Below are 20,765 nucleotides of genomic sequence, written 5' to 3'. Positions count from 1 at the left end.
ACCGGAAAAGCAGGCTCCGCCGTGCCGTAACCCCGCAAATAGTCCGGCCCTCCGCTTCGGTGCGGTTTCCCGCCCGTGGCCGGGGACAGGTATGGGGCAGCCGTAACGCGAAGGGGAGGCAGAGAAGATGGGCGAGGCCCGCGAGGAGCCCGTGGTCGACCTCCGGCTGGACCGGGCCCACTCGGCCCGCATCTACGACTGGTTCCTGGGCGGGCGGACGAACTTCGCCGCCGACCGCGAGGCCGCCGGTCAGGTCCTCGCCGTCTTCCCGTCGGCCGGGGAGGCGGCCCGGATGAACCGGGCGTTCCTGCACCGGGCCGCGGGGCACCTCGCGCGCGAGGGCCTGACCCAGTTCCTCGACATCGGCACGGGCATCCCCACCTCGCCCAACCTGCACGAGACCGTGCAGGAGATCGTCCCCTCGGCCCGCGTCGTCTACACCGACAACGACCCGATCGTCCTCGCCCACGCCGCCGCGCTGCTGCGCGGCCGCCCCGAGGGCCGCACGGCGTACGTGGAGGCCGACGTCACCGACCCCGGCAGCGTGCTGCGGGCGCCGGAGCTGCTCGCGACGCTCGACCTCGGCCGGCCGGTGGCCCTGACCCTCAACGCCCTGCTGCACTTCATCCCCGACGACGGCCGGGACCGCGCGCACGCGGTCGTCGAGCGTCTCAAGGCGGCGCTGCCCAGCGGCAGCGCGCTCGTCGTCACGCACGGCACCTCCGACTTCTCCCCGCCGGCGGCGGGCCGGATCATGGACATCTACGCGCGGGCCGGGACGCCGCTCCAGCTGCGCAGCGAGGCCGAGTTCCGCCGGTTCTTCGACGGCTGGAAGCTGGCGGAGCCGGGCATCACCCTCGCCCACCGCTGGCGCCCCGGCGGGCCGGACGTGCCCGGTGAGGCGGACCGGCCGACGGCGGCGGAGGCGGTCTGCTACGCGGCGGTGGCCTTCAAGCCGTAGCGGCTGCCGCCGGTTCCCGCGCCCCGCCTATATCGCGTACTTCCACACCGTGAGCATGAACGCGCCGTACCAGCAGCCGAACAGGGTCGCCGCGCACAGCACCGTCACGGCCGTGCGGGTGCGGGCGGCGGCCAGGGCGCGGGCCGCGGGGACGAGGAAGAGGACGGCGGGTATGAGGAGCCGCAGTTTGGAGTGGGAGTAGTTGCTCTGGGCCAGGGTGAGGACCACGATGCCCGTGCCGTACACGAGCAGCGGCGGCCAGGTGCCGCGGTGCCAGGTGAGGACGGTGGCGCAGAGGAGGGCGAGGAGGAGCACGGCGGTGCTCACCGGCACCCAGCCGTCGCCCCGGCGCAGGGTCTCGCCGAGGAAGTCGAGGAAGGCGGCCCCGTTGTCCCAGTGGGTGCCCCAGCCGGCCTCCTGGATGCGGAACCAGGCGCCGAGGTCGCCGACGCGCTGCCCGACCCACCACAGGTAGAGGGGCGTGCCGAGGCAGCCGAGGGCGACGGCCGCCAGGGGCCGCGGGCTCAGGCGGCGTTCGCGCAGCAGGTGCAGTCCGGCGGCGACGGCGAGGGCGGCGACCACGGCCGCGGCGGCCGGCCGGGTGAGGCCGGTGAGCAGGGCCAGGGTGCCGGCGGTGAGCCAGGCCTTGCGGTGGGCGGCCAGGAGCGTGCCGGCGGCCAGGGCGAGGAAGAGGGACTCGCTGTAGGACATGAGGAAGGACAGGGACATCGGCTGCGCCCCGGCGAGCAGCACGATCGCGACGAGGGCGGTGCGGGTCCCGTGGAGCGCGGCGAGCAGGCGGTGCACGGCGATCAGTGCGGCGAGCAGCCCGAGGTGGGCCGCGACGATGCCGGAGGTGCCCCAGCCGAGGCCGGTGACGGCGTGGACGGCGCGGATCAGCATGGGGAACAGCGGGAAGAACGCGAGGTTGTTGCCGGTGAGGGTGCCGTCGCCGGCGTAGGAGTAGCCGTGCGGGTAGCCGTGTTCGGCGATGCTCACGTAGAGGTTGCCGTCCCAGGCCAGCAGGCGCTCGCGCAGGCTCGGGCCGTCCGCGTCGCTCATGGCGGCCAGGATCAGCAGGTGGAGCACGGTGGTGACCGCGTAGACGGCGCACGCGGGCAGCAGGAACCGGAAGATACGTTTCGCTCGCTGCCGTGCCGACGGCTCCGGCGGGGCCGGTATCGCGCCGGGGCCGGCGGTGGAGGAGTCGGGTACGAGAGCCGTCATGGGCGGTCATGCCATTTCGTCGCGGGCGTACGGACGTGGGTACGCGGTGGGACTGGTGCGGAGGGGGCGGGCCGTCACACGGCGGGATAGTGCTCCGCGCGGGCGGCCGTGATCAGGGCGGAGACGTCCGTCCAGTCGAGGCCCTCCCGGCGGGCCCGGCCCATCCAGTCCGCGAGCTCGCCGCGCAGCGGGGAGTCGGCGAGGGCGCGGGGCCGCGCCGGGGAGGCGCTCACGAAGGTGCCGACCCCCGGCCGGGCCTCGACGAGCCCGAGGTGTTCGAGCTCGCGGTAGGCCTTGAGCGTCGTGTTCGGGTTCAGCTTGGTGACGGCGGCGACGCGGGCGGCGGTGGGGAGCTGGTCCCCGGCGGCGAGGATGCCGAGGCGCAGCGCCTCCTGCACCTGCTGGACGATCTGGAGGTAGGCGGCCATGCCGCTCTGCCGGTCGATTCTGAACTCGACCATGGTGCGGCCCCCCTCATCCCGTCTCTGCGTGCGGCGACCGTGCGGCGCGGTTCACAGCGGGCGCCGCCGGCCCCACCACAGGGTGAGGGCGAGGATCGCGAGGGCCGCTGCCAGCACGAGAGCCGCGTAGGTCCACTGCATGCCGGGCATCTGGTCGTACCCGAAGTATTCCAGGCGCTCGGCGACGATGCCCCTGGCCCTGCAGTCCGCGGGGGTGCCGTTGAAGCACTCGCCGAAGCCGTGGAGCCCGCCGTGCGCGTCGACGGTCCAGTTGTCGAACCGCACCGCGCCTCCGGGCAGCCCGGGTTGTCCCTCCTCGACCGGGTTGACGAGCACGCGCGGCTCCGTGAAGACCCGCCGGAGCGGGCCGGCCAGGACCTCCCAGGCGAAGGAGAACCCGAGGGCGAGCACCATGGCGGGCACGGTGCGGCGCAGGAACATGCCGAGTGCGGCGCCCACGGCGAAGTGGAGCAGCGCCAGCGCGACGGGCACGGGGCCGGTGTTGTCGAAGATGTCGCCCGCGCTCCAGTCGCCGGCGTTGAAGAGGTCGTGCGCGGGTTCCCACCAAGAGGTGAAGGCGGCCGAGAGCGCCGCCGCGCACACGACGGTGATCAGCGCCGCCGTGCCGAGCTTGACGGCGAGCCAGCGGCCGCGGGTGACCGACTGGGTGGTGACCAGCTGCACGGTGCCGCGCTCGCGGTCCCCGGCGATCAGCGGGGCGCCGAGGAGGACGCCCGCGATGACGGGCACCAGCGACATCATCCAGGTGGCGTTCTGGAAGGCCTCGCCGTACGCCTGGCCGGAGGCCTGCACCAGGTCCACGGCGCCGTGCGTGCGGGCGGTTCTGAGCCAGCCGAGCGTCGCGTGGCGCTGCCAGAGCATGTGCACGCAGCCCGCCGCGGTCAGCAGCAGGACGGCCGCGAAGGCCGCCCGGTGCTGCCGCCAGACCAGCCAGGGCAGGCCACGCAGGATGCGGGGCGGCTGCTTGCCGGCCGGAGCTGCGAGGGGTTCCCGTACGGCGGTGCTCATGCCGTCACCTCTTCGTCTTCCTGTTCCTGGCTGTGCGGGCCGTCGACGCGGGCCGCGGCGGTGAGCAAGGGGGGCGCGGCGGGCGAGCGCATGTAGCCCAGCAGCACCTCTTCCAGGGCGGGTTCCACGGTCTTCCAGTCGCCTTCGACGGGGCCGCGGGGCCGGATGAGGGCGGTGAACTGGCGGCCCGTGGTGCGGGATTCGACGACGGTGTGCCGGGCGATCTCCGCGGGGACGCCCTCGGTGAGGTGCACGCCGGTCACCAGCCGGTGGGCGGCGAGCAGTTCGTCGATCTCGCCGGCGAGGCGGACCCGGCCGCCGCCGACGGCGACGAGGTGGTCGCACATGGTCGCCACGTCGGCCGGCCGGTGGGAGGACATCACGACGGTGGTGCCCTGTTCGGCCGCCTCGGCCAGCAGGAGGCCGCCGATCTCGTGGGCGGCGAGCGGGTCGAGCTCCGCCATGGGTTCGTCGAGGAGCAGGAGGCGGGGGCGCTTGCCGAAGGCCAGCGCGAGCGCCACGCGGGCGCGCTGGCCGCCGGAGAGGCTGCCGACGCGGGCGCCGAGGGGCAGCTTCCCGGACCGTACGATCCGCTCGGCCGCCTCCTGGTCCCAGCGCGGGTTCAGCTCGCGGCCCAGGCGCAGGGTCTCCTCGACGGTGAACCGCGGGAAGAGCGGCTTGTCCTGGGCGAGGAAGGCGGTGTCGGCGAGGCCCGCCGGGTCGGCGACGGGCGAGCCGAAGATCCGCAGGCTCCCCTCCGTCGGCCGGATGATCCGTGCGGCCATGCCCAGCAGCGTGCTCTTGCCGGCGCCGTTGGGGCCGACGAGCCCGCAGACCGCGCCGGCCGGGATCCGTACGGAGAAGTCCTGGACGGCCCGGCGCCGCCGGAAGCACTTGCCCAGACCGCGCGCCTCGACGGCCCAGCGGCTCGCGCCGTCGGCTGAAGTCATCCCACCCCACCTGCCCCACCTGCTAATTCACTAGTCAGCTAGTGGAATGAGCATATAGAACACCCCTGCGCTGTCAATATCCGGTTCAGAAGGGGGCAAATAGGTCAGGCATGGCTCTACGGCGTCACGCCCGTGGCCTTCCGGCGGGCCCGGTGGGCGGCCGCCGTCGCGCGGTTGCCGCAGATCTGCGGCGAGCAGAAGCGCCGCGACAGATTGCGGGAGGTGTCCACGAAGACCTCGGCGCAGCGGTTGCCCACGCACACGTGGAGCCGCTCCACGCCGCTCGTGGTGACCACGGTGAGCAGCCCCATGGCGGCGTTGACCGCGTACTGGTCGATGAGGGGGGCGCCGGGTGCGGCGACGTGCAGGTGCCAGGAGCCGTCGTGGTCGGTGTAGTGCGGGACGGCGCCGCGGCCGGCGAGGACGCCGTTGAGCAGGGAGACGGCGGTCGCCGCGTCCGGGGCGCCGAAGACCTCGCGCAGCACGGGCCGGAGCTCGCGCGCCGCGGCGAGGTCCGCCTCGGTCGGGGCGGCGGGCGGCCGGATGCCATGGGCGTCGAGCAGGGCGGACAACGCCGCAACATCGGGCATCTTCTCCACATTGCGCACGATGTTGAAGGTATTGACCAGGTCCTCAGCCAGGGTCACCGAACCGTCTGAGTAACTAGTAAACCTCACCATGACTCCGTACTATTGCTGCTCGTAGTCGCCACCGCATCACGTACGGCGGCGCTGTTTCCTGTTGCCCGCATGTCCGCGGAGGACGTCGATGGACTCTCAAGAGGCATTACCCGCCGAGGGGTCGGCGCCATCGCTGGAAACACCCGCCCCCGCCGCCGGATTCCGGGAGGAGGCACTCTACGGTCTGCGGGCCGCGGTGCCCCTCGCCGTCGCGGTCTTCGGCTTCGCGGTCTCCTTCGGCATCGTGGCCCGCGCGGCGGGCATGGGCGTGCTGGCCCCGGTGGTGATGTCGCTGACCACGTTCGCCGGGTCCGCGCAGTTCGCCGCCGCCTCCGTGCTGGGCACCGGGGGCGGGGTCGCCGCGGCGATCGTCGCGGCCGTCCTGCTCAACTCCCGCTATCTGCCCATCGGGATCAGCGTGGCCCCGGCCATGACCGGCGGCGTCGCCAAGCGCTTCCTCTCCGCCCAGCTCGTGGTGGACGAGTCCTGGGCCGTCGGTCACATCGGCAACGGCCGCTACTCGCGCGGCCGGCTGCTCGGCGCCGGCGTCCTCGTCTACGTGGCCTGGGTCGGCGGCACCGCCGTCGGCCTCCTCGGCGCCCATTACCTGGGAGACCCCGAGCGCTTCGGGCTCGACGTCGTCTCGCCCGTCCTGTTCATCGCCCTCCTCAAGGGCCAGATCACCAGCCGCAAGGCGCTCGCCGCCTCGATCCTGGGCGTGGCCATCGCCCTGGCGCTGGTCCCCTTCGCCTCCCCGGGCGTACCGCTCATCGCCGCCACCGCCGCCTGCCTGCTGGGACTGAGGAAATGACCGGACTCTGGCTCGCCGTGCTCCTCGTCGGGGCCGTCTCCATGGCGCTCAAGGCGACCGGCCCCGTCCTGCTGGGCGGTGAGGAACTGCCCGCGGCCATGCAGCGCGTCGTCACGCTCATGGCGCCCACCCTGCTGGCCGCGCTGATCGCCACCCAGATGTTCGGCCACGGCAAGTCGCTCGTCATCGACGCCCGCGCCGTGGGGCTCGTCGTGGGCGCCTTCGGCGTCTGGCGCAAGTGGCCCACCCTGCTCGTGGTGGTGCTCGGTGCCGCGGCCACGGCCCTCACCCGGCTGGTGACCGGCTGACCGGGCCCGCGGGCAGCCCCCGCAGCCGGCCCGCGGTCCTTTCGGGCCGTTCCCCGCTCCCCGACCGGAAGGAGGCACCCATGGCACCCACTCCGCCCCTCGATCGCACAGGCACCACGGCCGCACCGGACGGCACGGCCGCCGGCACCCCGGCACCGCTGCCCGCCGCGGCGCCCCTGCCCACCACGGCCCTGTGGGATGCGGGCGTCCGCCTGGGGGCCGCGATCGAACTGCCGCCCCTGCCGCTCGCGCCGGTCGCGGCGGGCATGCGCTGCGCCGGGCCGGTGCGCCGCGTCCAGCACACCGAGGGAGTGGTCTCGATCCTCGCCGGGATGGACGCGGCGGCCCCGGGCGACGTCCTCCTCATCGACAACTCCGGCCGTATGGACGAGGCCTGCGTGGGCGACCTCGTCGCCATCGAGGCCCTTCAGGCCGGCATCGCGGGCATCGTGGTGTGGGGCTGTCACCGCGACAGCGACGAACTGGCCGCCATCGGCCTGCCGGTGTTCAGCCTCGGCCCCTGTCCGGCCTCGCCCCGGCTCGGCCCCGGCCGCCCCGCGCCGCCAGCCCTCCCCCGGATCGCCGCGCGGGACGGCGACGGCGTGGCGGCCGACTCCGACGGCGTGGTGTTCCTCCCGGCCGCGGCCCGCGACGGGGTGAGCGCCCTCGCCGCGCGGATCGTCCGGGCCGAGCGGTCCCAGGCCGAACTGGCCCTGCGGGGCGTCAGCCTGCGCGAGCAGCTCCGCTGGGACCGCTTCCTGGAGCGGCGCCGCACCGACCCCGGCTATGCGTTCCGCTCCCATCTGGCCCAGGTCGACGGAGCGCTGGAGTAGGCGGGCCCGGGGACGTACGAGGGAAGGCCCCGCCGCAGCAGCAGGTGCCGGCGGGACCAGGGGTGGGGCTCAGGAATCCCGTCCCGGAGGCGCGACGAGAACGCGAGCACGGCGAGTCCGTTCACGGAACCGTTCAAGGAGGTCTCCTCATCCTCATGCCGTCGAGATCGGTGCAGGCACAGCGGGCTCCGGCCCGGTTCCCGGTGGACCCCCGCCGCCGGGGGCCGGACCAGGGCCCGCTGCGCCGTGCCCCCGGCCCGGCCGGGGGCGGCTCGCCGGACGGGCTACGGCCCGGCAGGCGGCAGATGGGTCCGCGCGAACTCCAGCTGCCGGCGGAACAGCGCCACGCGCTCCTCCACGCCGGTCACGCTGTGGCCCCCCTCGTGCACGTGCAGCCCGTACGGGACGCCGCGCCGCGCGAGTCGCTCGGCGTAGTCCTTCACCTGGTCGACGGGGCAGCGGGCGTCGTTCTCGCCCGCGAGGATGAGCACCGGCGCACGGACGGCGTCGACGTAGGTCAGCGGCGAGGACTCCCGGTAGCGCTCGGGCACTTCGTCCGGCGTGCCACCGAAGAGGCTGCGGTCGAGCGCCTTGATCTCCTCCATCGCGCCGTGGTGCGCGGCCGCGCAGTCGGCGACCGGTGCGCCGGCGAGCCCCAGCGCCCACTCCCCCGGCCGGGTGCCGAGCGCGAGCAGCGTGAGGTAGCCGCCCCACGACCAGCCGGATATGACCAGGCGGCGCGGGTCGGCCATGCCGTGGTCGACCGTCCACTGCCGGACGGCGGCCACGTCCTCCAGCTCGGTGAGGCCGACGCGGCGCCGCAGCGCCTCGGTCCACTCGCGCCCGTAGCCCGTGGAGCCGCGGTAGTTGACGCGCACGACGGCGAAGCCGTGGTCGGTCCAGGCGGCGACGGCCGGGTCGAAGGCGTCCTCGTCCTGTTCGTCGGGGCCGCCGTGCAGCAGGAAGACCGCGGGGTGCGGGCCCGGGCCCGCGGGCGTGTTCAGCAGGGCGTGGATGCGGCCGCCGGGGCCGTCCACCCACAGGTCGCGGGCGTCGGCGGCCGGGGGCGGCGGCTGGTCCGGCAGCGGCAGTTGCGGGTCCTCCAGCAGGCCGCGGAACTCCGGCGGGCGGGCCGAGCTCGACCACAGCAGCCAGGCGTCGCCGCCGGGCCGGGTCCGCGCGTGGGCGATGACGCCGGCCGGGGTGCCGATGCGCTCCAGCCGCCCGCTGCCCAGGTCGTAGCGGTGGAGGGTGGAGCGGGCCTCGTGGTCGTGGACGACGAGCAGCGAGCCGGCGTCCTGGAACCACTGGACGGAGACGTCGCCGGGCAGGCCGAGGCGCAGCTCGGTGCGCTCGCCGGTGCGCGGGTCGAAGAGGACGGGCTCCCAGCGGTCGTCGCGCTGGTGCGTCAGCAGCAGCCGCGGGTCGCCGCGCACGGGCGAGAAGCCGACGGCTTCCAGGCCGCCTTCGTCGTCGGCCAGCTCGGCCACGGTGGTGCCGTCGCCGGTGGTGAGGACGCGCACGCCGAGGTCCCAGAGGTCGCCGCGCTCGCTGTGCGCGATGACGGCCAGGTCGAGGGAGCGGGAGAGGTCGACGGCGTAGGCCGGTTCGTCGTGCCGGTAGAGGGGACGGGCCGCGCCGCCGGGCAGGACGAGGTGGACGGCGGCGCCCTCCTCGGTCGAGCAGCCGAGCAGGAAGTGCCCGTCGAGGCCGACGGCCAGGCCCGAGGGCCAGTAGCGCCCGGTGGAGGGGGCGGCCGGGGTGTCGGGGCCGCCGGTGAAGGGCTGGCGCATCCAGCGGCCGTATTCGTCGCCGTCGCCGTCGTCGAACCACCAGACCGCTTCCCCGGAGGCCTCGATCGCGCACTGCTGGGTGCCGGCGGGGCGGTCGGTGACGCGGCGGAGGGTGCCGGCCGCGCGGTCCCAGGCGTGCACCTGGGCGATGCCGGAGAGGTCGCTGACGAAGACGCAGCGGTCGGGCGCGCTCTTGGCCCAGGCCGGGAGGGTGTGGCGGGGGGCGCGGAAGCGCCGTTCCCAGACGGGTCCGTCGGCGAGGTGGTGCCGGGGTGCGGTCGTGGTCATCGAGGGAGTTCCTCCCGTGGCTCGCTGGGGTGTGCGCCCCCGCCCCTCGCGCACGCGCAGCGACCGGCCGCCGCCGGCGTCGGGCCGGGGCGGCCGGCGGGCGGCACCGGCCGCCCGTGCGGGGTGGCTCGTGCGTCAGTGGCAGCCGCAGCTCGCCGAGGTGACCCGGTTCATGCGGCGCCGGGGCCGCTCGCCGCCGGTCTCCGTGCCGGCGCCGGCGAGGGCCTCGGTGGCGCCGGGGGCCGTGACCGTGCTGGTGGAGCAGGCCAGCGTGAGCTGGTACGGGGTCTGCGGCAGGGCGCCCAGGACGATGTGGGCGGAGGCCGCGGCCTTGCCGGCGGCCGCCGAGTTGGCCTCGGTGTTGAAGGGCAGCGGCTGCGTGCCGCTGCTCAGGCCGAACTCGATGCCGGAGACCAGCGCGTGGTCCCCGTGCTCGGCGAAGAGCCGCTCGAGTGCGGCGGCGGCGGTGCCGGAGCCGGTGGCGGCGGCCTTGAGGTCGGTGACCGCGCCGTTGTCCACGGTGAGCACGAGCGGGTAGTGCGAGAGCCCGGTCAGCTGGTCGTAGATCTCGTGCCGGCGGTCGGCGCTCGCGCTGCGGGCGCGGACGACGGGCCAGCCCTTGACGGTGATCTGCCCGGAGAGCGCGGTGCCGGTCACGTCGGTGGCCAGGCGCAGCCGGCCGGTGGGTGCGGTCCGCACGGCGCCCGGCTGGAAGAGGCCGGCGTCGGTGCGCGACCAGGTCGGCTTGTCGTAGGTGAGCTCGGCGACGGAGCCGGTGAGCGCCTCGGTGAGCTGGAGCCCGCCGGAGGCGGCGAGGGCGGCGGTGAGCCGGTCGGCGCGGGCTTGCACGTCGGCGGGGTCGGTCTTCTCCAGGGCCGTCAGGACGGTGCCCACTTGGTCGAGGGCGAGCGGGCCCTGGCCGGCGCGGACGGCGGCGACGGTACGGCCGGGCCCGATGTCGGCGGCCGGGGCGGTGAGCAGGGTGTCGGCGGTGGCAATCACGAGGACGTCGCAGTTGTCCGGCACGTCGGTGCGCAGGATGTGGCCCAGGGTGCGGCCGGGCTCGGCCGCCACGACGGCGCTCCGCTCGTAGCGGTCTCCGCCGTCGAGGCGGAAGAACCCGGCGAGCGCCTTTTCGAGGACCAGTATGAAGTTCGTGCGGCCGACCGGATACTGGCGGTAGGCCTCGGGGCGGACAATAATCATCGCGACACCACTCCCAGATATGCGTGTTGCGTGTCGGCGAGGCGGGTCGAGTCAGCACCTCGACCCGCCTCGCACCAGGGCTGTGAATTCAGCCCGTCACCCGGGTTCAGCCCAGCAGGGTCCCGAGGTAGTTGCTGTTCTTACGGACCTTGATGGTCTTCTTCATGGGAACTCACCTCCCGCCAATGGCCATGGTTTCCGGATGGGATGCGGGGCTATTAGCCCAGCAGGGTCCCCAGGTAGTTGCTGTTCTTACGGACCTTGATGGTCTTCTTCACGGGAACTCACCACCCTCCATTGGCTCGGATCCGGCCGGGTACCGGGCTATTAGCCCAGCAGGGTCCCGAGGTAGTTGCTGTTCTTGCGCACCTTGATGGTCTTCTTCATGGGGAATCACCTCCCGTCGTCATGGATTTCGCGCTCCCGCCGCGTCCGCCGCGGGCCGCCGCTCAGGCGGCCGGTGCGATGCGGACGCTCGGGGCGCCGCCCTTGTTGCCGAGCACCACTTCACCGCTCTCGGTGTAGACGGTGGTGTCGGGCGAGATGATGTCGAGGTGGTACTGGGTGAAGGGGGTGAGCCCCAGCCCCCAGTGCAGGCAGCCCCGGTCGCCGCCGTAGACCTCGTTCATCGCGTGGTTGCCCCGGACGATGTCCAGGCTGGTGTTGAGGGCGTGACCGATCTCCCAGACCAGGGTGTAGCGGGAGTCGATCTCGAACATCGCCTCGAAGACATCGGCGACCGGGGCGCCAGCGGGGCGGAACGGGCGGAGCGAGGTGATCGCTCCCTTCTGCACCTCGGCGACGACCGCCTCGTGCTCCAGCCCGGCCAGCTTGCCCTGGAGGCGGGCCTGGTCCTTGCGGAGGAACGAGGGCGTGCCGTTGTGCAGGATCGGGAAGCCGCGGAAGGCGATGCTGCCTTCGAGCGGCAGGTGCAGCGAGTCGTCGAACTCGACGATCTGCATGGGCAGGACGCTGATTTCGCCCGAGGGCACGATCTGCTGCTCGCCCCATTCGAGGGGGCCGGCCTGCTGGTTCCAGACCAGGTCGTCCGCGAGGTGGTCGAGGACGGCGCGGGTGCCGTGCCGCTCGTCGACGTACACCAGGTGGTCGGTGGATTCCGCGAGCTCGAAGAAGCGGTCGCTGAACTCGGCCTGCTCCCGGGCGGAGGTGCGCTCGATGACGCCCAGGAAGTGCCGGATGATGCCGAGGTCCGTCGGCGTCGAGTTGCACGCCATGCCCATCAGCTTGCGGCGCGGGCCGAGCGCTTCCTCGGACGGGGACTCGAAGAACCGGTAGGGCGAGATCACCAGCGAGTGCGAATTCTGCGGAACCGTTTCATCGGCGAGCATCTTCTCGAAGTCGTCGCCGGGCTTCAGGATGATCGTCCGGTACTCCGCGTAGGGGGCGTCCCTGACGATTTCGAATTCCTGCACCATCTCCTGATTGGTGATCAGGCAGAAGATGCTTCCGTCGGCCGGGCCGAACTGACTGAATCGCGCCGGGTTGATCTTGATTGCCATAATCGGCGATACCCCCAGGTGGCTGATTACCTGGCCGCAAGAAAACAGCACCCGGCGAACCCCGCGCAATATGCCGGGGGGTAATGGCCGGAACATATGCCGGTTTGAACGGTGCCCCTGTCCGTTTCGCGCACCTGGTGACGCTTGACCGGCTCTGTGGGCGTCTCACGGTAGATAAATCCACGAAATCCGAGGTCCGGGGCGCCTGACGGACCGGCAAACGGACCGTATGCCCTTCTCACCCCTCACTTCTACCGCACCCCCCGCGGCCCGCCCACCCCCGACCGGGGGGAGGCTCAGGAGCCCCTGAGGCACACCGGAAACCCCTCCGCCGCACACTTTCGGCCATGATCCGCAGGGTGACGGGACCCCCACTCGACGTCACAGGCCGGAATCCTCGCCTCCACCCCACTGTGATGTGAATCACCTCCGCTGCCGGATCATGGATTCCGGGCACAAGAGTGCCGGGCGGTCGCGCGCAGTCGGGGGTGTCTGCGCGCGGACCGCCCGGCTCGTATGCCGCGGTTGTCCTGTGAGCGTCAGGGCATTACGCGGCTGGCTTCTTGGGGCGCGGGATGAACAGGCAGGCGACGGCGGCCAGGGCCGTGGCGACGAGGACGAAGTCCCAGCCGTGGTCGAAGGCCGTCACGGCGGCGTCCGCGCCCGCCGGCGCGCCGATGAAGGCGACCAGCAGGGCCACGCCGAGCACGGAGCCGACCTGACGGGCCATCGTGACGACCGCCGAGCCCGTGGAGAAGCTCTGCGGGGGCAGCGCGGACACGGCGGCACCGACCAGGGTCGGGACGACCATGCCGACCCCGACGCCGGTGAGCAGCATGCCCGGGAGGAGGCCCGAGGCGTACTCGTGGGCGGTGTCGAGGCGGTAGACCCACCAGCCGATGCCGGCGCCGAAGAGGACGCTGCCGACCGCGGAGACCGCCGCCGCGCCGAACCTCTTGATGACGGGGCCCACGCCCATCGCGAAGGCGGGCACGAGGACCGGTCCCGGCGCGATGGCGAGGCCCGTCTTCAGCGGCGACCAGTGCCACACGTTCTGGCACCAGAGCACGGCCGAGAGCAGCATGGCGCCGAAGGAGACCGCGAACAGGAGGTTCGCGAAGGTGGCCGGGCCGACCCCGGGGATCCTCAGCAGGCCCAGCGGGAGGACGGGCGAGGGGTGCCGGGCCGAGCTCACGAAGAACGCGGCCAGGAGGACGACGGCGGCCGCCAGGGAGAGGACCACCTTGAGCGAAGTCCAGCCCCAGTCCTCGCTCTTGACCAGGCCCAGCGCGAGGACCGCGATGCCGAGCGTGAGCAGGACGGCGCCCGTCAGGTCCAGCCGCGCGGCGGCGGGGCGGGCGGCGATGCGCGGCAGCACCCGGGCGCCCAGGAGAAGGGCGAAGACGCCGATCGGCAGGTTGACGAGGAAGACCCAGCGCCAGTCGAGCTGCGTGAGCAGTCCGCCGATCACGGGGCCGAGCGCGGCGGCGAGGCCGCTGATCGCGGTCCAGCCGCGCACGGCGGGAATCCTCTTCTCCGGCGGCGCCGCGGCGAGCAGCAGGCCCAGGGAGGACGGGATGAGCATGGCCGCGCCGATCGCCTGGATCACGCGGGCCGCGACCAGGAGCCAGACGCCGGGCGCGACGGCGCACAGGGCGGAGGCGACGGTGAACACCGCGATGCCCAGCAGGTACGCGTTGCGGGGGCTCGTGCGGTCGGCGAGGCTGCCCGCCGGCACGAGCAGGGCGGCGAAGACCACCGCGTAGGCGTTGAGGATCCACGACAGCGATGCCAGGGAGGACCCGGAGAACTGAGTGCCGATGTCGGGCAGCGCGACGTTGACGATGAACATGTCGAGGTTAGACATCGCAACCCCGGCCACAACGACGGCGAACACCGGCCCGAAGGCGGGCTTCGGCACGCTGACCGCCTGTCCGGCGGCAGTCTGAGTCATCGCTCTCCTCGCTAGTGAGTTGGCTTTTCCAACTCACGCGAGCATACAGCGTTCCCCCGGGGGTTGTCGGTGTGATGTAGGCGTCACATCAGGACGGCTGAGGGTTTGTCAGCTTGTGACGGCCCGGTACGCCACGGCTCCCGCGACCACGAGGAGCAGGCCGGCGGCCGGGACGAGGCAGCTGCCTCCCAGCAGCCGCAGCGGCAGCCGCCAGGGGTTCCGGGCCGTGGCGGCGCGGCGGTCCGCGGCCAGGGTCAGCAGGCCGGCGGGGACGAGGGCGGCGGCCGTCCCCAGCCACCCGTACAGGCATGCCGCCGGCTGCTCGGCGAGGGCGCCGAGGTGGCCCGACATCAGGAGCACGGCCAGCACGGCGGCAGCGGCGACGGGCAGGGCGAGGAGGGGCAGCGGTGCCGCCGTGCGGCGGGCCAGCGCGGCGGTGGGGAGGACGAGGACGGCGGCGAGGGCGGCGGCCACGAGGGCCCAGAGGGCCAGGAAGAACGGGAGGAACACGATGCCGAAGATTCCGCTGTCGTCTTCGGAGGGCGAGAGCGTGTCCGTGACGGGTGCGGCGGGCTGGACCCACGCCCAGAGGACCAGAGCGACGACCGTGGCGGCCGCCTCCGCAATCAGGGCGCCGACGGCGGTGAGGAACGTGGGTGGTGCCCAGAGGCTACGACGTGCGGTTTGCTGCTTCACGGGCCCATCATGCGGGGCGTGCTCCGCGCGGGGCGCGGGGCCCTCCCCCGGGGCTTCCGGCGTCCCACGCATCCCTCCCGCCGCAACGGCACGCAACCCCCGGAAACGCGACCGGCGGTGCCGTACCCACCTGAAGTGGGCACGGCACCGCCGGAAACCGCCGCTGGGGCTGAGCACCGCTGCGGCGGAGGGTGGGGCGGGGCCCCGGAAGCAGCCGAGCACGGCACCGCCGAAAGCCACCGCGAGGCCGAGCACCGCTGCGGCGGAGGGAAGGGCGCCCGGGGCGCGGCCCCGTCAGGCCAGCTTCACCGGGAGCGTGGCGAAGCCGCGCTGGACCAGCTGGTCGCGGAACGTGGGTTCCGACGCGAGCGCGAGGCCCGGGAAGCGCCGCAGGACCGCCGGCAGGGCGACCTCCGCCTGCATCCGGGCGAGGCCCGCCCCGAGGCAGTAGTGCGCCCCGCCGCTGAGGGTCAGCGCGTGGTTGCCCGTGCGGTACGGGTTGAACGTGCCGGGGTCGGCGTACTGCCGCGGATCGCGGTTGCCCGCGGCGATCAGGAGCGTGACCTTCGTGCCCGCGGTGAGCGGGACCCCGAAGAAGTCGAAGTCCTTGACGGCCATGCGGTTGAGGGCCTGCGCCGCGGGGTCGAAGCGCAGCACTTCCTCGACGTAGCCCGGCGCGAGGGAGTCGTCCTCGCGGAGCGCGTCCGCGTACTGCGGGTGCTCCACGGCGAGCCGCAGCCCGTTGCCGATGAGGTCCATCGGCGCTTCGGTGCCGGCGACGAGCAGCAGCATGAAGTTGGCGACGAGCTCCTCCTCGCTGATGCCGCCCGCCGTGTCCAGCTGCCGCACCATCTCGCTGACGAGGTCGTCGCCGGGCTCGGCCCGCCGCTTGGCGACCAGGTCCCGGAAGTAGACGGCCAGTTCCTCCATGGCGGCGTCGCCGGGCAGCAGCTGGGCGAGGTCCTGGATGGGCTCCAGCGCGGTGGTGATGGCGCCGATGTGGCCCCGGAACCCCGCCTGCTCCTCCTCGGGTATGCCCAGCAGCTCGCCCATGATGGCCATGGGCACGCGGAAGGCGAACTCGGCCATGAAGTCGACCGGGGCGCCGCCCTCGCCGAGCGCGCCCAGCCGGTCCACGAGCCCGCCGATCAGCCGCTCCACCGCCGGCTGGAGCGCGGCGATCCGGCGCGGCGTGAAGCCGACGCTGAAGAAGCGCCGGTAGCGGTCGTGGTCGGGGTTGTTGCTGAAGAGCATGTTCTTGGTCAGCCACACCCAGGAGGAGTGGTCGCGCCAGCCGGGCATCATCGAGTCCTGCACGGCCCCGTCGGTCGACAGGAGGGCGGGCTCCCGCAGCGCCCGTGCGCACTCGGCGTGCCCGGTGACCACCAGCTGGCCGGGGCCGAGCGGCAGCATCGGCCCGTAGGAGCGCAGCGCCTCGTAGAGCGGGTAGGGGTCCCGCTTCCCGGCCGGGCTCAGCAGCGTCATCATCGCCCGGCCCGGATCCATCACCGGTGTGGTCATGTCACTTCTCCTAGAGGTCTACAGCGGTTCTACAGCGGTGCCATGACGAAATCGGCCTTGGTGGTGCCGCAGTCCGGGCACTCCCACTCGTCCGGGATCTCCTCCCAGGGCGTGCCGGGGGCGATCCCCTCCTCGGGCAGTCCGAGGGATTCGTAGTAGACCCAGCCGCAGACGAGGCACATCCATGCCCTTTTCCCGACGTCTTCGCTCACGGGATGGTCTCTCCAGTTCTCGTTCCGTGTTCGGCGACGAACGCGGAGATGGCGCTTTTCACTTCGGGGGACATGAGGATCCCCATATGACCGCGGCCCGGGGCCTGTTCGAGCCGTACGTCCTTCAGCCCGGCGGCGATGGCCTCGGCCTCGCAGTACGGGACGACGGGGTCGCCGGGGTCGTGCAGGGCCAGCACGGGGACGTCGAGGTCGCGGCCGAGGCCGACGACGTCCCAGTGGCTGACGGGCACCCCGTTGCGGCGGTGCAGTTCGCGGTAGATGCGGTCGACGACGGCGCGCGAGAGCATCAGCTCGCCCTGGGACCAGCGTTCCAGGACGGCGGTGAGGGTGCAGGTGGGGGCGACGAGCGCGATGCAGTCGACGTCCGGCCGCTCCTCCATCGCCACTGCCCCGACGGCGGCGATCGAGCCCAGCGAGTGGGCGACGATCACCCTCGCGCCGCCGAGCGAGTCGAGCGCGGCGCGGACGGCGGCCGTGTACTGGGTCATGGTGGCCTGCGTGCCGCGGTTCACGCCGTGGGCCGGCGCGTCGAACGCGGCGACGCGGTAGCCGAGGTCCCGCAGCGGGGCGATCAGCGAGTACATGCTGCTGCTGTCGGCTCCCCAGCCGTGCACGAGGAGCGCGGTGGGCCGGTCGTCGTCGCCCCACAGGTATCCGCCGTGCACGTCGGGGTTGCCGAGGACGTCGAAGCCGCGGGCCCCGAGCGGCAGGACGTTGTCGGGCTGCGTGCCCAGGGCGCGGGTCCGGCTGAAGACGTCGGTGGCCCAGCGGCCGCCGGGCCCCGGGGCGAGGGCGCCGGCGGCCGCGTGGGCGAGCCTTCTCAGGACGAGGGGCATCATGACGGGGCGTTCACCGTCTTCGCCGCCACCGGCTTCGCGTCCGCCGGGTCGATCCGCGTCCGCTTGAAGTCGGTGTAGAAGCCCGACTCGGTGTCGTAGAAGTGCAGCCGCCGCACGATGGTGCGCAGCTCACCGATCTTGACCGGCTGTTCGCGGACCATGCCCGGGTAGGCGTCCTTCAGGGCTCTCTGCGCCTTCTGCAGGTTGTAGAAGGGGACGACCGGGGCGACGTGGTGTGCCGTGTGGATGGAGATGTTGTGCGTGAGGAACAGCAGCCACTTCGGGTACACGTAGTCGGTGGTCACCAGGAGCCGGCTGGCGTTGCGCGTCCAGTGCTCGTTGGTCAGGTACGGGATGTCGCTGGAGCTGTGGTGCATCAGCGTCGTGGCGCTGAACCAGGCGTGGGTCGCGAGCCACGGGGCGACGAAGTAGATCAGGAAGCCGGTGAAGCCGGTGAACCAGATCAGCGGGACGAAGTAGACCGCCATGACGGCCAGGACGAAGAGCATCGAGCGGCGGACGTCGCGGCGCGCCTCCCGCTTGGGGAAGTAGCTCGGCCGGAAGCCGGACTCGCGCCAGTAGTTGATGGTGCCGCCCCAGAACGCCCAGGTGCGCGTCCCGTGGTAGATGATCTTCTCGTGCAGCGGCATCCGGTCGTAGAGCGCCGCCGGGACCGGGCGCCAGTCGGTGTCCAGCTCCAGGTTGTTGGTGTGGCTGTGGTGCAGGTTGTGCACGTGCCGCCAGGCGTGGAACGGGTAGATCAGCGGCAGCAGCGAGACGTGCCCGATCGCGAAGTTGAACTTGCGCGAGCGGGAGAAGGAGCCGTGCCCGCAGTCGTGCGCGATGCAGTGCAGGCCCCAGCCGCCCAGGCCGGCGACGATCCACAGCGGGATCCACAGCAGCCAGTGCGGTGCGAAGGCGATGCCGACGAGGGCGCCGATGTACAGCACCCAGCTGACGGCGAAGCCGAGCAGGCCGCGGCCCACGCGTGGTTCGAAGAATTCCCTCGGGATGGCCCCCGCGAGCCTTTCGCCCTCGATCTGCTCCGACTTGCGCTTGAAGTCCTCGAACGCCTGGTCCGGAGCGGACGGAAAGTTGTATGCCCCCATCGTCGTGGTTCCCTTCAGCCGGTCCGGCGGGACAGCCTGAGTTCCTGCGCCAGGTAGCCGCTCAGGTCGTCGATGGTCTGGTGCTCGTAGAGCAGGCCGGGCGAGAGGCGGCGCTCGACGACCTTCTCCAGGGCGCCGGAGACCTGGACGGCGACCCGCGAGTCGAGCCCGTAGGACTCGAAGGACTTCTGCGTGTCGATGTCGGCGGGCTGCACCTCGATGCGCTGGGCCAGGTGCTCGATGAGCCACTGGCGCAGGGAGTCCTCCGTGAGCGGGCCCTGGATCTGCTGGGCGTCCTTCTTGCGACCGAACATGTGGTTACGCTCCTGCTGGTGTGCGAGGGTGAAGCGCAGTGCGGGTGTGAAGCACTGCGGGTGGAGCACTGCGTGGGGGCGGGCGGTTACGCGGCCTGCTTCATGGCGCGCTTCCGCTCGATGGTGGCCTTGTCCGGTTCCCGCAGGTCCCAGACGACGCCGGCCTTGCCCAGGCCGAAGAGGAGCCAGCCGCTCAGATCCGGCTCCCACCAGGTCACGCCGTGGCGGTACGAGCCCGGGAAGGCGTGGTGGTTGTTCTGCAGGCCCTCGCCGAAGGTGAAGGCGGCGACGGGCCAGTTGTTGGCGCTGCGGTCCTTGTTGTCGAAGGGGCGGCTGCCGATCGCGTGGCAGATGGAGCCGACGCACCAGGCGGCCTGGTTGGCCACGAAGATGCGGGCGAATCCGCCGAAGACCAGGCCGGTCAGCAGCGACATCGGGGTCTGCTCGACGGCGAAGCCGACGACGGCCGGGATCAGCAGGCCGGTGAGGACCCAGGCCGGGTAGGTGCGGCTGTACCACATCAGCCGGCGGTCGCGCAGGACGTCGGGGGCGAAGACGCTCCACTTCGAGGTCTCGTCGCTGAGCATCCACGGCATGTGCGCGTACCACAGGCCGCGCAGCCGGGCCTTGATGCTCCATCCGTGCAGGTTCGGCGAGTGCGGGTCGCCCTCGCGGTCGCTGAAGCGGTGGTGGCGGCGGTGCGTGGTGACCCAGAACATCAGCGGGCCCTGGGCCCCCATGGACCCGGTGATCATCATGATGCCCTCGAACACGGCAGAGGTCTTGAACGCCTTGTGCGAGAGGTAGCGGTGGAAGCCGATGGTGATGCCGCCCATGTGCACGAAGTACATGACGACGAACAGGACCAGGTCGGTGGTGGTGTAGTTGCCGGTCCACAGGAACCAGGCCGCGGCGGCGGTGCCGATCAGCGGCAGCGTCATCGTGGTGAGTGCGGAGAAGCGCTTGATGCGGGCGCTGGCGGGGTCGAGCTTGACGATCGCCGACGCGAGCGGGTCGGCGGTTGCGGTAGACACGGGGCCGCTCCCTTTCTACTCGGAGTGCTGCGCAGGCCGTGCGCGCTTGGGATAGCGCACGTTGGTGACCAGCCCCAGGACGTCCAGCAGCCGGATGAAGCCGCCGGCGATGTCGATCTGCCAGAAGGTGTGCCGGTTGTGGGCCAGCGCGGGCTGTGCGTGGTGGTTGTTGTGCCAGGAGCCGCCGACCGAGAAGGGCGCGAGCGTCGCGACGTTGCGGCTGTTGTCCCGGGTGCGGTGGGGCCGGCTGCCCAGCGTGTGCCCGATCGAGTTGACGCTCCAGGTCACGTGGTCGAGCAGGAAGATCCGGGCGAGGCCGCCCCAGAGCAGGCCGCCGGCCGTGCCGCGGAGGCTGCCGCCGGTGAGCGCCCAGCCCAGCAGGGCGGGCAGCGCGAGCCCGGCCAGGACCCAGACGAAGTAGTACTCGTTGATCTTCATCACGAGCCGGTTCTTCATCAGGTCCGGGACGTACTTGCTCCAGTTCTGCCGGCGGACGGTGAACAGCCAGCCGACGTGGCCGTGCCACAGGCCGCGCAGCCGGGGGTACCGGCGCCCGTCCTGCATCGGCCGCGGTGAGTGCGGGTCGCCGTCGCGGTCGGTGAACGCGTGGTGCTGGCGGTGGGTCGCCACCCAGAAGACCACGGGGCCCTGTGCCGCCATGCTGCCGGCGATGCCCCAGAAGGCGGTCACGGCCGGCTTGGCGGCGAAGGACAGGTGCGAGAAGAAGCGGTGGAAGCCGCCCTCGACGCCCAGGGAGGTCAGCAGGTACATCCCGATGAGCAGGCCGAGGTCGGTGCCGGTGAAGCCGTAGTGGTACGCGAAGACCACCGCTCCCGCGAAGCCCAGGGTGGGCACGCCGACCGTGAGGTAGGCGAGCCGGCGGGCCGAGGCGTCGGTGTCGGTCGCGGCCTGCTGCTGCGGGGCCGCGGCCGGGCGGGCCGTGCGCGGGGCGCCGGACGCGGCGGCCCCGGGCGATTCAGGCGACATCGTCATGGTGG

21 protein-coding genes are annotated in these 20,765 nt (G+C 72.6%); 4 read left to right on the top strand and 17 right to left on the bottom strand.

Going from position 1 to position 20,765, the window contains the following annotated elements; translation table 11 throughout:
• Window positions 1-127: 127 nt before the first annotated feature.
• Window positions 128-961 (top strand): SAM-dependent methyltransferase, encoded by an 834-nt coding sequence (locus tag PS271_RS25820; RefSeq protein ID WP_398385041.1) that lies wholly within the window; start codon window positions 128-130, stop codon window positions 959-961.
• 27 nt (window positions 962-988) lie between these two features.
• On the opposite strand, the gene PS271_RS25815 is transcribed toward PS271_RS25820, so the two are convergent.
• The 5 genes from PS271_RS25815 to PS271_RS25795 all read right to left on the bottom strand — a co-directional run bounded on the left by PS271_RS25815 (window position 989) and on the right by PS271_RS25795 (window position 5,275).
• The gene (locus PS271_RS25815; protein WP_398385040.1) at window positions 989-2,188 is read right to left on the bottom strand and encodes a hypothetical protein; all 1,200 of its coding nucleotides are present in this window, start codon (window positions 2,186-2,188) and stop codon (window positions 989-991) included.
• 74 nt (window positions 2,189-2,262) lie between these two features.
• A complete protein-coding gene (locus PS271_RS25810) occupies window positions 2,263-2,649 on the bottom strand; it encodes a GntR family transcriptional regulator (protein ID WP_398385039.1) in 387 nt (128 codons plus the stop codon).
• Window positions 2,650-2,700: 51 nt separating this feature from the next.
• Window positions 2,701-3,678 (bottom strand): ABC-2 membrane transporter-related protein, encoded by a 978-nt coding sequence (locus tag PS271_RS25805; RefSeq protein ID WP_398385037.1) that lies wholly within the window; start codon window positions 3,676-3,678, stop codon window positions 2,701-2,703.
• Window positions 3,675-4,628, bottom strand: a complete 954-nt coding sequence (locus PS271_RS25800; protein WP_398385035.1) for an ABC transporter ATP-binding protein — start codon at window positions 4,626-4,628, stop codon at window positions 3,675-3,677. Before PS271_RS25800 ends, PS271_RS25805 begins: the two co-directional genes overlap by 4 nt.
• Before the next feature lie 116 nt (window positions 4,629-4,744).
• Entirely contained in the window at window positions 4,745-5,275 is a 531-nt protein-coding gene (locus PS271_RS25795) for a CGNR zinc finger domain-containing protein (protein ID WP_398385033.1), read from the bottom strand.
• 121 nt (window positions 5,276-5,396) lie between these two features.
• On the opposite strand from PS271_RS25795, the gene PS271_RS25790 reads away from it, so the two are divergent.
• The 3 genes from PS271_RS25790 (at window position 5,397) to PS271_RS25780 (ending at window position 7,260) form a co-directional block, all read left to right on the top strand.
• On the top strand, window positions 5,397-6,119 hold the full coding sequence (locus PS271_RS25790) for an AzlC family ABC transporter permease (protein ID WP_398385031.1): 723 nt from the start codon (window positions 5,397-5,399) through the stop codon (window positions 6,117-6,119).
• A complete protein-coding gene (locus PS271_RS25785) occupies window positions 6,116-6,427 on the top strand; it encodes an AzlD domain-containing protein (protein ID WP_398385030.1) in 312 nt (103 codons plus the stop codon). The genes PS271_RS25790 and PS271_RS25785 overlap by 4 nt, the downstream gene beginning before the upstream one ends.
• 80 nt (window positions 6,428-6,507) lie before the next feature.
• Complete coding sequence (locus PS271_RS25780) at window positions 6,508-7,260, top strand: RraA family protein (RefSeq protein WP_398385028.1); 753 nt, start codon at window positions 6,508-6,510, stop codon at window positions 7,258-7,260.
• 284 nt (window positions 7,261-7,544) lie between these two features.
• Here PS271_RS25780 and PS271_RS25775 read toward each other — a convergent pair whose 3' ends face one another.
• From PS271_RS25775 to PS271_RS25720, 12 genes are all read right to left on the bottom strand, one after another.
• Window positions 7,545-9,341 (bottom strand): prolyl oligopeptidase family serine peptidase, encoded by a 1,797-nt coding sequence (locus PS271_RS25775; RefSeq protein ID WP_398385026.1) that lies wholly within the window; start codon window positions 9,339-9,341, stop codon window positions 7,545-7,547.
• A 135-nt stretch (window positions 9,342-9,476) separates the two neighbouring features.
• A complete protein-coding gene (locus PS271_RS25770) occupies window positions 9,477-10,547 on the bottom strand; it encodes a hypothetical protein (protein WP_398385024.1) in 1,071 nt (356 codons plus the stop codon).
• 449 nt (window positions 10,548-10,996) lie between these two features.
• Window positions 10,997-12,067: a hypothetical protein gene (locus PS271_RS25765; protein ID WP_398385023.1), complete on the bottom strand. Its 1,071-nt coding sequence runs from the start codon at window positions 12,065-12,067 to the stop codon at window positions 10,997-10,999.
• A gap of 547 nt (window positions 12,068-12,614) precedes the next feature.
• On the bottom strand, window positions 12,615-14,021 hold the full coding sequence (locus PS271_RS25760) for an MFS transporter (protein WP_398385021.1): 1,407 nt from the start codon (window positions 14,019-14,021) through the stop codon (window positions 12,615-12,617).
• A gap of 108 nt (window positions 14,022-14,129) precedes the next feature.
• Window positions 14,130-14,717 carry a hypothetical protein gene (locus PS271_RS25755; protein WP_398385019.1) on the bottom strand — a complete coding sequence of 196 codons (588 nt, stop codon included), beginning with the start codon at window positions 14,715-14,717 and terminating at the stop codon, window positions 14,130-14,132.
• A 294-nt stretch (window positions 14,718-15,011) separates the two neighbouring features.
• Window positions 15,012-16,238, bottom strand: a complete 1,227-nt coding sequence (locus tag PS271_RS25750) for a cytochrome P450 (protein WP_398385017.1) — start codon at window positions 16,236-16,238, stop codon at window positions 15,012-15,014.
• Window positions 16,239-16,267: 29 nt separating this feature from the next.
• Window positions 16,268-16,450 carry a rubredoxin gene (locus PS271_RS25745; RefSeq protein ID WP_398385015.1) on the bottom strand — a complete coding sequence of 61 codons (183 nt, stop codon included), beginning with the start codon at window positions 16,448-16,450 and terminating at the stop codon, window positions 16,268-16,270.
• Window positions 16,447-17,310 (bottom strand): alpha/beta fold hydrolase, encoded by an 864-nt coding sequence (locus tag PS271_RS25740; protein WP_398385013.1) that lies wholly within the window; start codon window positions 17,308-17,310, stop codon window positions 16,447-16,449. The genes PS271_RS25745 and PS271_RS25740 overlap by 4 nt, the downstream gene beginning before the upstream one ends.
• On the bottom strand, window positions 17,307-18,419 hold the full coding sequence (locus PS271_RS25735) for a fatty acid desaturase (protein ID WP_398385011.1): 1,113 nt from the start codon (window positions 18,417-18,419) through the stop codon (window positions 17,307-17,309). The genes PS271_RS25740 and PS271_RS25735 overlap by 4 nt, the downstream gene beginning before the upstream one ends.
• Window positions 18,420-18,433: 14 nt before the next feature.
• Complete coding sequence (locus PS271_RS25730) at window positions 18,434-18,733, bottom strand: acyl carrier protein (RefSeq protein WP_398385009.1); 300 nt, start codon at window positions 18,731-18,733, stop codon at window positions 18,434-18,436.
• A gap of 86 nt (window positions 18,734-18,819) precedes the next feature.
• The gene (locus tag PS271_RS25725) at window positions 18,820-19,767 is read right to left on the bottom strand and encodes an acyl-CoA desaturase (protein ID WP_398385008.1); all 948 of its coding nucleotides are present in this window, start codon (window positions 19,765-19,767) and stop codon (window positions 18,820-18,822) included.
• 15 nt (window positions 19,768-19,782) lie between these two features.
• Window positions 19,783-20,760 (bottom strand): acyl-CoA desaturase, encoded by a 978-nt coding sequence (locus PS271_RS25720; protein WP_398385006.1) that lies wholly within the window; start codon window positions 20,758-20,760, stop codon window positions 19,783-19,785.
• Between the last annotated feature and the right edge of the window lie 5 nt (window positions 20,761-20,765).

It is taken from the genome of Streptomyces sp. SCA2-17 (assembly GCF_044336695.1).
Note: the sequence above shows the minus strand (reverse complement) of the source record. Positions and strands in the feature narration are given on the sequence as shown.